The organism is Rhizobium sp. BIGb0125, assembly GCF_024810055.1.
Classification (GTDB): domain Bacteria; phylum Pseudomonadota; class Alphaproteobacteria; order Rhizobiales; family Rhizobiaceae; genus Agrobacterium.
In genome coordinates, this window is record NZ_JANUDV010000002.1 from 91,594 (window position 1) to 104,920 (window position 13,327).

A 13,327-nucleotide genomic window follows, 5' to 3' on the forward strand; every position below is an offset into this window, starting at 1 on the left:
AAATTGCGCGTGGCATGACCACCGCTTCTCAATGTCTTTCAATTTTTTTATGTATTCCGTCAAAGACCTGCTTCGTATGATTAACAACGAAGAGGCTTACGGGGAGGAATTTGCCTACAATACACTGTGGAGCGACATCTTTAAGCGATGGGGTCTCGGCCTCGACCTGGCCCCGCTTATTGAACTTCTTCAATCCGAAAACTCAGCCGAGCGTGAACGTGGGGCATGGTACTTGGATGAAGCAGATCCACCTCCCGACTTTCTGGCCGACGTCATATTGAAGCTGATAGATGATCCAATAAGCCATTGCCGGTGGCGATGCGTGGCTTATTTGACATCCTCCGGCCTCTATAACGACGCCCTTGCGGTTCGCCTTGTCGCTCGTCTGCTGGACACAGATCTCTATGTCAGAACACGGACGATCTTATGGGCAGTCTGGGCGAATGGGGACACTTTTGCAGATTTTGCCGGCGTCGTTGCATCCAATGCTGGGACAACGTCCAGCAAGTATTTCAGTCCCAAAACCGCTGTATTCTGGCGTGATTCCCAGCGCAAACGCGCGGACCGCGGTATCGAAATCGCAAAGCGTCTTCGCGCTGATGAATCCGTTGCCAGCATTCGTGCTGGTATATCCGATGAAGACAGCTTCGTTTTTGATCAGCTGACTTTTATGACACGCAGAGCTGAAGGAACTAGATCCGCCAGCGCAACCTAAAAGCCTGACAACATCGACCTCGCGCAAGTCGTCGTCAAGAAACATGCCTATAAACACAAAAAAGCCGGGCTAAAGCCCGGCTTTTTCTTCCCTGAGACGCACTACCTACTCAAGGTATCCTGATGGGTTCACCGGCGTCGCATCCTTGCGCACTTCGAAGTGAACCTGTGGGCGTTTCGCGCTGCCGCTCATGCCCGATGTTGCAATTGTATCGCCGCGCTGCACCTTCTGGCCGCGCTGTACGTTGAGGGCGGAAGCGTGGCCGTAAACAGTCACCTTGCCATCGTCGTGACGAACCAGAACCGTGTTGCCGAGCTGCTTCAGACCGTTGCCGGAGTAGATAACCACACCGTTTTCAGCGGCCTTGATCGCCGTACCCTCGGGAACCGAGATATCGATACCGTCGTTACGATTGCCATCGACGTTCTCACCGAAACCGGAGATCACGGCGCCACGAACCGGCCAGCGGTATTTGCCGATGCCTGTTGCGGCCGGAGCAATCGATGCCAGGTCGGACTTCTTCTCGATCTCGCCGACTGTCGAAGTGGCGACCGGTGCCTTGTAAGGCTCAGGCGACTTCACAGCGGTTTCAGTCTTCGCAGGCGCTGCCGGCTGTACCGGTGTTTCCTTCGGCGTGATCGACGCAGTTTTTACATTGTCGGTGTTGGCAGAAGGCATCTGCAGCGTCTGGCCGATACGAATGTTTTCGTTCGACAGGCCATTTGCAGCCTTCAAAGCAGCAACGCTAACACCATTTGCCTTGGCAATCTTGGCAAGGCTGTCACCTGGCTGCACCTTGTAACCACCGGTTGGCGGCAGAGGCTTGCCACCTGGAGGTGTCAGCTTTGCAGCTTCGCCGGATGCCTTGTCGCGGGCAGCAGCAGCGGATGGCAGAACAGCAAGGTTTTGGTCGTTCTGGCGGGCTGGTGCAGGCAGGTTGCCGTCATTGGCGAGATTTACGTTGTCCGCAGCCGCCTTTGCAGCGTTCCGTGGCGTGCCGAAGGTCGGAATAGTGATCGATTGGCCAGGTGCCGCAGCCGAAGCCGTCGTCAGTCCATTGGCCTTGAGGATTTCCTTTTCAGGTACACCATAACGCTTGGACAGCGTCGCAATGGTTTCACCCTGGCGCAGCGTCACACTTGGGCCACCTTGCGCATTCCAGCCATTTGAAGATGGTTTGGTAGACGCCGTGGAAAGCTGGTCAACAGCACGCGGTGCAGCCGGAACCTGCGCAACAACCGCCGGTGCGGCAGGCTGCGGGTTGGCCGACGGGAATGGCTGTGCCATCGCCTGATTACGCGACTGCGGTTCGCCAAGCGTGTTGCCTGCGGATGGAGCTGTCAGTTCCGAGCGCTGGATCGTCGATGGCGAAGAGGCCACCCGTGCGCTGGAGCTTTGCACCGAGCCGTAATTACCGGAGTTGTTCTGGTATGGCTGGTTATAATTCTGATTGTTATTACCGTAGGCAGGCTGAGCTGATGCCACCGATGAACCATTGACATCACCCATCGGGATCGGTGCCTGACCATAGGCACCTGCACCGTTTCTGGAAGGGATTGATGCAGTGGTCATCGTATCCGTTTCATTGGAAAACAGACCGCTGAACCGGGTGGCATCCGAGCTACAGCCCGTAACCACGCCTGCCAGCGAGATTGCAACCAAAACTCTTGCGACTGATTTTCCGATTTTGGGCGAATTCTTCATACGCATGACTCGATCTACACTGACGCCAACCCGCCGAAACTGACTGCCTCGGCGCAAACTCATTTCTTGCAAGGCCCATTTCCCGAGAACGGAAAAACCATGCGTCTATGGATATGATTAAAGCGCGTTAGTATTACTACGCGGTTAAGACGCTTAAATTCCGCGCAGTTTTTTTGACAATTCGATAACCATGACAATTAAGACATGGCAAAACGCAAGGCGTCACCTGAATTCCTTGTTTGAATTCAAAGCCTTAAAAAACAGCAATTGCGATAGAAAAAATCAGATGTGGCGCGCCATATGCGGTATAAGTGGCAAATAAGGCACTTCGAACATATCCTCGCGCTCAAAACGGCTGCCGGTTTTCGACAAACGCATCATCACGCAACGCTCGTCATCCACCATCAGCGGCGCAATCAAAACGCCGCCGGAAACGAGCTGGTCGGCCATGAAGCGTGGAAAGGTTGTAAAGGCTGCCGTAATCAGAATACGGTCAAAGGTGCCCTCGCCTGTCAGACCATTGCTGCCATCGGCAAGGCGGGTCACGACATTACGAAGGCCAAGACCTTCCATACGCTTCTGCGCCCCCTGAACCAGGGTCCTGTAACGATCGATAGAGACGACACGTTCTGCCATGCGGCCAAGAACGGCGGCGGTAAAACCGCTGCCCGTTCCGATTTCCAGAACACGCTGCCCCGGCTTCACCTGAAGACGGGCCAGCATTTTAACCGCCATATCGGCGCCTTCCATGAACGATCCGCAATCAATCGGGATGGTTCGGGTGGAATAGGCATCGTCGGCAAATTGCGATGGTACGAATTGCGAGCGTGGCGTCTGCTCGACTGCCGTCAACAGATCGATATCGGAGATGCCCTCGGCCCGAAGACGCAGGACCAGAGCAGCAAACCCCTCTTTTTCGATCATTGGCGATTTCAATCTGCAACTCCAAAACCAAGCGCCTTGGCTACACGATCCTTGACCGTATAATCTGTCAGGTCGAGTTTCAAAGGCGTTACCGAGATCTTGCCGTTCTTGACGGCGTGAATATCGGTGCCTTCGCGGAAGGTACCCAGACGCTCGCCAAAACGCAGCCAGTAATAAGGAAGGCCACGGCCATCCTTGCGCTCTTCAACGGTCAGACCGAAGTCCAGCTTGCCCTGATCGGTCACGGTCACGCCCTGCACGTCTTTCGGCGCGCAGTTGGGGAAGTTGAGATTAAGGAACGTGCCATCCGGCAGGTCGACATCGATCAGCTTCTTGATCAGGTCAGGTGCATAGGTTTCTGCAACTTCCCACGGGACGATGCGGTCACCATCATCTGTATGGGCATAGGCCTGGCTCAGCGCAAAGGAACGCACGCCCTGCAGCGTGCCTTCGATGGCGCCGGCGATGGTGCCGGAATAGGTCACGTCGTCAGCCATGTTGGCGCCGGAGTTTACACCCGACAGCACCAGATCAGGCTTGCCGGGCAGAACTTCGCGAATGCCCATGATGACGCAATCGGTTGGCGTACCGCGCAGGGCAAAATGCTTGTCGGAAACCTTGCGCAGACGCAGTGGCTCAGAAAGCGTCAATGAATGCGCCAGACCACTCTGATCCGTCTCCGGAGCGACAATCCACACATCGTCGGAGAGCTTGCGCGCAATGCGCTCAAGCACCGCCAGCCCTTCGGCGTGGATACCATCATCATTGGTCAGAAGAATGCGCATTCATATACCCTTTCGGCAGTATCAGGCTGCTTTTTCGATCTTGGTCAGACCGCCCATATATGGCAGCAGCACGTCTGGAATTGTGACAGAGCCGTCTTCGTTCAGGTAGTTCTCGAGAACGGCAATCAGGCAGCGGCCAACAGCTGTCCCGGAACCGTTCAGCGTGTGAACGAACTTCGTTGCCTTGTCTTCCTTGCCCCGGTAACGGGCGTTCATACGGCGACCCTGGAAGTCACCACACACCGAGCAGGACGAGATTTCGCGGTAAGCGTTCTGGCCCGGCAGCCACACTTCAAGGTCATAGGTCTTGCGTGCGCTAAAGCCCATGTCGCCGGTGCACAATGTCATGGTGCGGAAATGCAGACCAAGACGCTTCAGTACTTCTTCAGCGCAGGCCGTCATGCGCTCGTGCTCTTCCACAGCGCTTTCCGCATCGGTGATCGAAACCAGCTCGCACTTCCAGAACTGGTGCTGGCGCAGCATGCCACGGGTGTCACGACCGGCAGAACCGGCTTCCGACCGGAAGGATGGCGTCAGCGCAGTAAAGCGCAGCGGTAGCTTTTCCTGATCGAGAATTTCACCCGACACCAGGTTGGTCAGCGTGACTTCAGCCGTCGGGATCAACCAGCGGCCATCCGTGGTCTTGAACAGGTCCTCGGAGAACTTCGGCAACTGACCGGTTCCGAACATTGCGTCATCGCGCACAAGCAGAGGCGACGACACTTCGGTGTAACCGTGCTCGCCTGTATGCAGGTCGATCATGAACTGGCCAAGCGCCCGTTCCAATCGTGCAATCTGGCTAGTTAGAACAGTAAAGCGGGCGCCGGACAATTTGGCTGCGCGTTCGAAATCCATGTAGCCAAGCGCTTCACCGATATCGAAGTGTTCTTTCGCCTCATGGTTCCAGCCCGGCTTTTGACCAACGACACGCGCAACAATGTTGTCGTGTTCGTCCTTGCCGACAGGAACGTCATCAAAGGGAATATTGGGAATGCGCGACAGGGCGTCGTTGAGTTCTGCCGTGATCTGGCGGTCCTCTTCTTCTGCCTGTGGCATGGTTTCTTTCAGCTCGGCAACTTCGGCTTTCAGCTTTTCAGCAAGCTCGAAGTTCTTCTGCCCCATGGCTGCGCCAATCTCTTTGGAGGCGGCATTACGACGGGACTGCATTTCCTGAAGTTTCTGAATAACGGCACGGCGCTTTTCATCAAGCACTATCAAACCGGAAGAAAGAGGCTCCGCGCCGCGCTTTGCCAGGGCGGCATCCAGAGCTTCGGGGTTTTCGCGTATCCATTTAATATCGAGCATTGGCGTTCCAGACTGTTCGGTTTGCCTGCGGTTACTTCAAAAAAGCAAAAGCCGGGCTTGAAGCCCGGCTCATGAAAAATAGCATGCCGGACCAAACGTCAGGCGTCTTCGGAGGCTTCGAGCTCCCTGCCTGCATTTTCCGCCTCCCGCTTCTTCTCCACGAGTCGAGCCAAGTATATGGAAATCTCGTAGAGAATGATCGCAGGCAGCGCAAGACCGATCTGGGAAAGCGGATCGGGCGGCGTAAGAACGGCGGCCACGACAAAGGCAATCACGATGGCGAATTTGCGCTTGTCCTTGAGTGTCTGGCTGGTGAGCAGACCAACGCGGGCCAGAAGCGTGGTGACGACAGGAAGCTGGAACACCAGACCGAATGACAGCACCAGCGTCATGATCAGGCTGAGATATTCCGACACTTTCGGCATCAGCGAAATGGCAACTTCGCCCTCTTCCGGCAGCTGCTGCATGGCAAGGAAGAACCACATGACCATGGGCGTGAAGAAGAAATAGACGAGTGCTGCACCGATCAGAAACAGGATCGGCGATGCAATGAGGAATGGCAGGAAAGCCGCGCGCTCATTCTTGTAGAGGCCGGGCGCCACAAACTTGTAGAGCTGCGAGGCAATAACCGGAAACGCGATAACAATCGCGCCGAACATCGCCACCTTCACCTGGGTGAAGAAGAATTCCTGCGGGGCGGTGTAGATGAGTTCTGCCTTGGAAAGGTCAAGTCCTGCCCAGGTCACTGCCCACTTGTAGGGAATGACCAGAAAGTTGAACAGGTGCTTGGCAAAGCCGAAGCACACCACAAAAGCAGCAAAAAAAGCCACCAGAGACCAGATGAGCCGCGTGCGCAGCTCCATCAGATGCTCGACAAGCGGCTGGGGTTTGTCTTCGATATCGCCGCTCATGCTTCGTCCTTCTTGGCAGTCTTTGCAGTGGCGGCGGTTTTCCGCACCACTGGCTTTTTGGCGGCGGCAGGCTTGTCAGCCACATCAGTTGCAGTCTTGGCCACGGATGGCTTTTTGGCAGCAGCGGTCTTGGCTGGCGCGGCTTTGGCTGGCGCGGCTTTCGCCGGCGTAACCTTGGCTGGCGTTGCTTTCACGGCGACCGGCTTTGCTGTCTCGACCGTATCAGCAGCAGGTGCGACTGGCGCCGTTTTGGCTCTAGGCTTGGCGGCCGGCTTTGCAGCAACCGTGATTGCCTCGACCGTGGTGGCAGCCTCTGCCGTTGCTGCCTTGGCGGTCGATGCCTTCGGCGCACGCGGCTTTGCAGCCGGTTTTGCCTTTGCAGTAACAGGTGCTGGCGTTGCAGCATCGGGAACGATTGCTGGAGGACTATCTGGCAACATCATCGATGGTTCAGGCATCGAAACCGGTGTCGAGGAAGCTGGCGTCGCAGAGGTTGTGGGCGCGCCCGACTTTGCGTCATCCAGTGTCGTTGCCTTCTGCAAATCGGACTTGATATCCTGACCAAGCTGGCGCAGCGGGTTCATGGCGTCCCGCAGGGAGTTTGTCGGATTCAGGTTCTGGACGTCGGAAATGGTACGACGCACATCATCCATATCAGCTTCACGCAGCGCTTCATCGAACTGACTGCGGAACTCGCCCGCCATCTTTCGAAGATTGGCCGTCATTTTGCCAAAGGCACGTATCATTGGAGGCAAATCTTTGGGTCCGACGACAACGATCAATACGACCGCAATCACCAGAATCTCGCTCCAACCAATGTCAAACATCAATATGCTCCCGAGACACGCTCGCCTCGCCGGTCAGACTGGCCTTGACGGCCAAGTCTTACTTGATTTCGTCAGCCTTGTGATCAACCGTCTTGCTGTCGGTCGATGCGGGCGGCGTTGCGTCGTCGTCAGCCATGCCCTTCTTGAAGCTCTTGATGCCCTTGGCAACATCACCCATCAGTTCCGGAATCTTGCCGCGGCCGAAAAGAACCAGGACAATGACCAGAACGATAAGCCAATGCCACACACTGAAAGAACCCATAACCGAAACTCCTGAATTGCGCTTTTAACCGATGTAAGATGTTTATTGCTGTTTTTCAAACACCAAAATGCACGCCCCCGCAATTGAGGAGTTGTCGCAGGTCAAACTCCCGCGAGGTTTTCCAGCATTTTAGTTTTATTAGTCGTCGTCGCCGGCGCCACCGGGCATCAACAGGCCCAGTTCTTCCAGATCCAGCTGGGTGATCGGATCTTCTTCATCCGTCAGATCATCGTTCATGGACGGAATCGGTATGCCGAAATTGGCCGGAATACGACCGGAAAGCAGCCCTGCCCCCTTCAGTTCTTCGAGACCCGGCAAGTCGCGCAGTTCCTCAAGACCGAAGTGATCGAGAAAATCGACCGTCGTGCCCATGGTGACCGGCCGACCCGGTGTGCGCCGGCGCCCGCGAAACCGCACCCAGCCCGCTTCCATCAGCACATCAAGTGTTCCCTTGGAGGTTTGCACGCCACGGATTTCTTCGATTTCCGCACGCGTCACCGGCTGGTGATAGGCAATGATTGCAAGGACTTCCAGGGCCGCACGTGACAGTTTGCGCGGTTCCTTGTCTTCGCTGCGAATGACGAATGACAGGTCACTGGCCGTTCTGAAAGCCCAGTTCCCGCCAATCTGGATAAGATTGACCCCCCGGTTGTTGTAGGCAACCTTCAAGCGCCACATCAGTGCCGACACATCCATGTCCTTGGGCAGACGTTCGGCAATAAATGCTTCCGAGACCGGCTCGGCAGAGGCAAACACAAGCGCTTCGGCAATGCGTTCGGCTTCACGCTCCACGCGGCTCAGCGCCACCTGTGGTTCGGTTTTCACCACGTCCGCAATGGTGTTGTCGTCCATCGGTTCATGGTCACTCATTCTCGGTATCCTGATCAGGCTGGCCTAGCACCGGTTTGCCGGTGCCCTTGCGCATGAAAATCGGCTGAAAGGCGCCATCCTGCCGTATTTCGAGAGTGCCTTCCCGCACCAGTTCCAGCGATGCGGCAAAGGCGCTGGCAATCGCGGTCACACGGTGTGCGGGGTCGGCAATATATTGCAACAGATACTGGTCGAGCGCCGTCCAGTCATCGATATCGCCCAGCAGCGAGGTCAGCAGTTCACGGGCATCGACCAGCGACCATACCTGACGTTTTTCAATCGTCACATGGGTAATGGCATGGCGCTGCCGAAGCGCCGCATAGGCGCTCAGCAGATCATAGAGATTGGCCTCAAACACCGACCGACTGGTATGGGGAATATGCTCCGGTGCGCCACGCACGAAGACGTCGCGACCCAGACGGTCGCGGTTGACCAACTTTTCCGCCGCCTCGCGCATCGCCTCAAGGCGTTTCAGGCGGAAGGCCAGCGTTGCCGCCATTTCCTCACCGCTTGGGCCGTCATCCTTGGCCTGCTGCGGAATGAGAAGCTTGGACTTCAGAAAGGCAAGCCACGCCGCCATAACCAGATAGTCGGCCGCCAACTCAATGCGCACCCGCCGCGCCGTATCGACAAAGGACAGGTATTGTTCGGCCAGCGCCAGCACCGAAATGCGCGACAGGTCCACCTTCTGCGTACGGGCAAGATGCAGCAACAGATCGAGCGGGCCTTCAAAGCCCGCAACGTCGATCATCAGCGCAGCTTCACCCGTAGCCCGCTCGGCAGTGTTTTCCTGCCAGAGCTTGTCCATAGGTGTGCTGGTGCGGGACTTGTCTGCCGCCATCTTCCCATCCGCCGGAAACCGGCCTGTTTTACCTGATGATATCAGGCAACTGCCCACATTGCGTTGAATTCTGCTCTCAGCGCCGCTTCATCGCCGCCATCAGCCTGCTGGAAGCCCGCTTCAACTGCCTTCGCACGCTCCAAAGCGCGTCCAGACAGGACCGGCACTTCTTTCACGACAGCAAGCATTTCACTCATCACGCCGTTGCAATGCAAGACCATATCGCAACCGCCTGCCACAATATTGGCAGCGCGCTCGCCCAATGTCCCGCGCAGCGCATTCATCGAGGTGTCGTCAGACATCAACAGGCCATCAAAACCGATGCGGTCACGAATGATCTCGTCGATGACCTTTCTGGATGTGGTGGCCGGTGCATCCGGGTCGATCGAGGTAAACACCAAATGTGCGCTCATTGCCATCAGTTCCTTGTTCAGGGCACGGAATGGCACGAAGTCATGTTTGTCCAGTTCGTCCACCGGAACATCGACTACAGGCAGCTCATGGTGAGAATCCACCATGCCGCGCCCGTGGCCGGGCATGTGCTTCATGACAGGCAACATGCCGCCGGCTTTCAGGCCATCAGCCGCCGCCTGCCCCATCAGCGACACCGTCTCGGGATCAAAACCATAGGCGCGGTTGCCGATGACATTGCTGGCGCCAGGTACCGGCACATCCAGAACCGGCAGGCAATCCACTGTTATGCCAAACCTCGTCAGATCAAAGGCATGCAGGCGCGACATCAGCCAGGCGGCGCGTAGCCCCTTTTCCCGGTCTGCCTTGTAGATTTCACCCAAGGATTCTGCCGAAGGATAGGCCTGCAGGATTGGCGGCTTGATACGCTGTACGCGTCCACCTTCCTGGTCGATCATAACCGGCGCATCGGGGCGCCCAATCGCGTCCCGCATCGACGCCACGAGATCGGAGATCTGATCCGGTTCTGCGATGTTGCGGCCGAACAGAATAAATCCCCACGGACGTTCCGCTTTGTAAAAGGCAACTTCCTCATGCGTCAGTGTCAGGCCACTGCATCCCAAAATTACGGCTTTAGATTCTGTCATGGCGCTCACCGGCTTCATGTGGAGGTTTGGATGTAATGATCGGCTGTACCGATCGGGCAATAAAAAACCGGGAACGGCAAGCGCACCCGGTTTTTGAATTTTATGCCATCAGCAATTAGCGGGCAATCAGGCAGCTTCCGCCAGCGGCACGGTAACGCTCGCACAGTGCTGCGGCTTCATTCTTGTCGCCAGCTGGAATGCGAACCCGGTAGTAGGTTCCCTTGCCAGCAACTTCCGCTGCCTTGATGTCGACGCCGCGACCACCAATGACCGAACCGAACTTGCCGGACAGGCTCTGGTAGGACTTCTGCGCTTCAGCCTGGCTCGGCAGCGAGGCGATCTGCACATAATAACCACCGGTCGAGACGGTGTTCTGCACAGGGGCAGCCTGCTGAGGCTGTGCCGGGGCAACCGGGGCCGCAGGTGCTGTTGCAACTGGCTGGCTGGAGGTAACGGCAGCATTTGCCTGCTGTGCGGCCGGACGTGCCGACGGTACAGGCGCACCGTTATTGGCAGCAGCTGGAGCCGTTGCAGCAGGTGTTGCCACAGCAACCGGGCTGGTTTCGATAACCTTCGGCACATCGTTGGCAGCCGTGGCATTGTCAGCCGTGCTCAGAGGTGTCGGCTCAGGTGCAGCGTTGGATGCTGGTGTTGCCGGTGTCGTTGTTGGTGTCTCTGGCACTTCCTGCGCGACGAGCGTGCCATCCGGCTTGACGATCATCGTACGGACCTTGCGTGGAGATACGGCAGGTGCATTGCTTTCGGACTCGGACGCACGGGCTGGTGCATCATTCTGCGCCAGCAGGCGTGGATCTTCGGTTTCACCAACCGGCGTACCCATGTTGCCGAAATCGCTTTCGTCCTCGCCTTCCATTGGCAAGTTCTCAGGGATCAGCGTCTTCTGCACAACATCAACCGGCTCTTCGTTGGAAGAGATCAGCGACGACTGCTTGGGATCAGCTGCGGTCTGGCCAGCAACACGGTCATACACCGCTTTGTCCTGGTTCGGCACAGTCTTGCCGCCTGGATTTTCAGGCACTTCCTTGACCGGATCATTGTCGGCAGAAATGATGATTGGCGCACCGTTGCCGGACGTCTGCGAACCACCGGACATCAGCGCGTAAACACCACCGGCAACCAGAACAACACCGAGAGCGGCAACCGGAACGATCCAGCGACGCGAACGGCGCTCTTCGTTTTCATATGGCTGCATTGGCTGTTCATAGAGGTTCTGCGGAGCGTGCTGCTGTTCAGCCCTGCCCTCAGATGCCGCCTTCATGCTGTGACGGAAATCCTCTTCCAGCGCCTTTTCAAAATCATCCAGATTTTCAAACGGTGCTGCGGCCTGCTGCAAACGGGCAGCGGACTGGTTTGGAGCATTTCTGTTGCGATCAAGACCGGCTGGCGTGGATGCAGGCGTAAACAGCGCTGCAAGCTCGGTGTCGAGGTCCAGATCATCATCATGACGGCGTGGGGCCGGCTTTGGTTCAAACACGCCAACTGGCAGATCCGGCACCTCCATCTCACCAATGGTTTCCGGACGATCTTCAGTATCGCCAATCTGGCCGTGGTCGAAGGGCAGCGGCTCAAGCTCTACTGGCGCAGGCGCTGGTGCCCGTGCAGCAACCGGTGCTGGAGCAGGCTTGGCAGGCTGCGGAGCATAAGAGAATGACTGGGGAGCTGCGGCAGCAGGCTGCGTTCTCTGCGGAGCAAAGGCAGCAGCAGCGGCAACAACTGGAGCCGCAACAGCGGCAACCGGCGGGGCCGGTACAGGCACAACGCGTGGCATCTCAATCGGCTTTGCGGCGACCGGCTCAACATTGCCGATGTCGGACAGATCGAAATCCAGATCGATATCATCAAGCGCCATTTCGAACGCATCATCTGCGAAGGGCTCGAACTCTGCGGCAGGTGCGGCAGCAACAGGCGCCGCCTGAGCAGGCGCGACATGCTTTGGTGCCTGTGGCGTCGCCTGGCTGCGTGGAGGCTCGTAGAAGGACGGCGCAACCTGGAAGACATCAGGGCTTACAGGTTCGGCGCGCTGCAGAAGCGGCGTAGCCGCGACAGGTGCAACCGGGGCAGCTGGGGTAAAGACCGGCTGCTGGGCGGCGGCATTATCGTTGCGGACGGAATAGTGATCAACGTCGTAAAGCAGTTCATCCATCGGGGAGAACGGTGCCTCAGGCGCCTGCGTGACAGGTGCTTGTGCGACAGGAGCTTGGGCAACCGGCTCGGGCGCAGGCTCAAACACTGGCTCAACCGGCGCCTGACGCACAGGCTCTGCCTGCGGACGTGGTGCAACCGGTGTGGCGCGCGAACCGAAGTTTGCCAGCGGCAAACGCAGCCCCGACACTTCCAGCGACGAACGGTGCAGATGCGGTGCGGCCTGCGGCGTTGCGACAGGAGCCGCTACCGGTGCCAGTTGTGGCACGGTGTTCTGGGCCTGCAAGGTGGATGCCATTGAGCCAAAGTTCAGTTCCAGCTCATCGGCCAGATTGAAGGCAGGCTCGACACGCGGCAGCTCAGGTTCTTCCTGCGCAGGGGCTGGCTCTGCAGCCACGCTGACTGAGGGCAGCTCAAAAGAAGGCTCGCGATACTCGACCACACCAGGTTCGCTGACGTAGTTCCAACCACCCTGCTCCGGAATAGTCACTTCCGGTTCTGGCGCGAATTGCGGCTCTGGGTAATCGGGTTCAGCAGGCTTCGCGTAAGCCGCAACTTCCTGCTCGTAGGAAGGCGCAAAGGACGGCTCCGGCTCGTCGTACACGGCAGGTGCCTGAACGACAGGTGCCTGGGGCTCTTCGTGATAGCTTGGTTCAGGCTCGTAGCGCGGCTCTTCCTGATAGACAGGGGCCGGTGCGGCAGGCCGCTCAAAAGCCTGCGGCGGTTCCACCGGTTCGCGCGGAGTAAACTCGGCGACAGGATCCAGGCGTGGCGCATCGTAAATCTCGAATTCGCGCAACAGCTCGTCTTCGAGATTGAATTCAGGTTCCCGTCTTTCAACCTGCTGCGCAGGTGTCTGCGCAGCAACAGGAACGACATGTGAAGGACGTTCATCGAAACCGACGATACGGGTCAGTTCCGCCAAGGGATCATCCTCAGCGAATACATCACTCCGAGCGTCT

General features: G+C 57.4%; 12 protein-coding genes. 1 reads left to right on the forward strand and 11 read right to left on the reverse strand.

Going from position 1 to position 13,327, the window contains the following annotated elements; genetic code table 11:
- Window positions 1-76 precede the first annotated feature (76 nt).
- Window positions 77-715 (forward strand): hypothetical protein, encoded by a 639-nt coding sequence (locus M2418_RS04490; RefSeq protein WP_259144993.1) that lies wholly within the window; start codon window positions 77-79, stop codon window positions 713-715.
- A gap of 105 nt (window positions 716-820) precedes the next feature.
- Here the strand turns inward: M2418_RS04490 and M2418_RS04495 are convergent, their stop codons facing one another.
- The 11 genes from M2418_RS04495 to M2418_RS04545 form a co-directional block, all read right to left on the reverse strand.
- Window positions 821-2,425, reverse strand: coding sequence for a peptidoglycan DD-metalloendopeptidase family protein (locus M2418_RS04495; protein ID WP_405049377.1), 1,605 nt, complete (start codon window positions 2,423-2,425; stop codon window positions 821-823).
- Window positions 2,426-2,701: 276 nt separating this feature from the next.
- The gene (locus tag M2418_RS04500; protein WP_371815256.1) at window positions 2,702-3,343 is read right to left on the reverse strand and encodes a protein-L-isoaspartate(D-aspartate) O-methyltransferase; all 642 of its coding nucleotides are present in this window, start codon (window positions 3,341-3,343) and stop codon (window positions 2,702-2,704) included.
- Between the two features lie 8 nt (window positions 3,344-3,351).
- A complete protein-coding gene (surE, locus tag M2418_RS04505; RefSeq protein ID WP_192487683.1) occupies window positions 3,352-4,128 on the reverse strand; it encodes a 5'/3'-nucleotidase SurE in 777 nt (258 codons plus the stop codon).
- A 21-nt stretch (window positions 4,129-4,149) separates the two neighbouring features.
- A complete protein-coding gene (serS, locus tag M2418_RS04510) occupies window positions 4,150-5,433 on the reverse strand; it encodes a serine--tRNA ligase (protein WP_250982699.1) in 1,284 nt (427 codons plus the stop codon).
- Window positions 5,434-5,531: 98 nt separating this feature from the next.
- Window positions 5,532-6,344: a twin-arginine translocase subunit TatC gene (gene tatC / locus M2418_RS04515; protein WP_250982700.1), complete on the reverse strand. Its 813-nt coding sequence runs from the start codon at window positions 6,342-6,344 to the stop codon at window positions 5,532-5,534.
- The gene (gene tatB / locus M2418_RS04520; protein WP_259144997.1) at window positions 6,341-7,171 is read right to left on the reverse strand and encodes a Sec-independent protein translocase protein TatB; all 831 of its coding nucleotides are present in this window, start codon (window positions 7,169-7,171) and stop codon (window positions 6,341-6,343) included. Before tatB ends, tatC begins: the two co-directional genes overlap by 4 nt.
- A gap of 58 nt (window positions 7,172-7,229) precedes the next feature.
- Window positions 7,230-7,433, reverse strand: a complete 204-nt coding sequence (locus M2418_RS04525; protein ID WP_192487679.1) for a twin-arginine translocase TatA/TatE family subunit — start codon at window positions 7,431-7,433, stop codon at window positions 7,230-7,232.
- 138 nt (window positions 7,434-7,571) lie between these two features.
- Complete coding sequence (gene scpB / locus M2418_RS04530) at window positions 7,572-8,303, reverse strand: SMC-Scp complex subunit ScpB (protein WP_259144999.1); 732 nt, start codon at window positions 8,301-8,303, stop codon at window positions 7,572-7,574.
- The gene (locus M2418_RS04535) at window positions 8,296-9,144 is read right to left on the reverse strand and encodes a ScpA family protein (RefSeq protein WP_250982703.1); all 849 of its coding nucleotides are present in this window, start codon (window positions 9,142-9,144) and stop codon (window positions 8,296-8,298) included. Before M2418_RS04535 ends, scpB begins: the two co-directional genes overlap by 8 nt.
- A 41-nt stretch (window positions 9,145-9,185) precedes the next feature.
- On the reverse strand, window positions 9,186-10,202 hold the full coding sequence (nagZ, locus tag M2418_RS04540) for a beta-N-acetylhexosaminidase (RefSeq protein WP_259145000.1): 1,017 nt from the start codon (window positions 10,200-10,202) through the stop codon (window positions 9,186-9,188).
- Window positions 10,203-10,317: 115 nt separating this feature from the next.
- Window positions 10,318-13,290, reverse strand: a complete 2,973-nt coding sequence (locus tag M2418_RS04545; protein ID WP_310503180.1) for an SPOR domain-containing protein — start codon at window positions 13,288-13,290, stop codon at window positions 10,318-10,320.
- Window positions 13,291-13,327 lie beyond the last annotated feature (37 nt).

Bases quoted from the DNA above. Each gene is read 5' to 3' on its own strand.
- M2418_RS04490 (WP_259144993.1), top strand. From the start codon at position 77: ATGATTAACAACGAAGAGGCTTACGGGGAGGAATTTGCCTACAATACA.
- M2418_RS04495 (WP_405049377.1), bottom strand. From the start codon at position 2,425: ATGCGTATGAAGAATTCGCCCAAAATCGGAAAATCAGTCGCAAGAGTT.
- M2418_RS04500 (WP_371815256.1), bottom strand. From the start codon at position 3,343: ATGATCGAAAAAGAGGGGTTTGCTGCTCTGGTCCTGCGTCTTCGGGCC.
- surE (WP_192487683.1), bottom strand. From the start codon at position 4,128: ATGCGCATTCTTCTGACCAATGATGATGGTATCCACGCCGAAGGGCTG.
- serS (WP_250982699.1), bottom strand. From the start codon at position 5,433: ATGCTCGATATTAAATGGATACGCGAAAACCCCGAAGCTCTGGATGCC.
- tatC (WP_250982700.1), bottom strand. From the start codon at position 6,344: ATGAGCGGCGATATCGAAGACAAACCCCAGCCGCTTGTCGAGCATCTG.
- tatB (WP_259144997.1), bottom strand. From the start codon at position 7,171: ATGTTTGACATTGGTTGGAGCGAGATTCTGGTGATTGCGGTCGTATTG.
- M2418_RS04525 (WP_192487679.1), bottom strand. From the start codon at position 7,433: ATGGGTTCTTTCAGTGTGTGGCATTGGCTTATCGTTCTGGTCATTGTC.
- scpB (WP_259144999.1), bottom strand. From the start codon at position 8,303: ATGAGTGACCATGAACCGATGGACGACAACACCATTGCGGACGTGGTG.
- M2418_RS04535 (WP_250982703.1), bottom strand. From the start codon at position 9,144: ATGGCGGCAGACAAGTCCCGCACCAGCACACCTATGGACAAGCTCTGG.
- nagZ (WP_259145000.1), bottom strand. From the start codon at position 10,202: ATGACAGAATCTAAAGCCGTAATTTTGGGATGCAGTGGCCTGACACTG.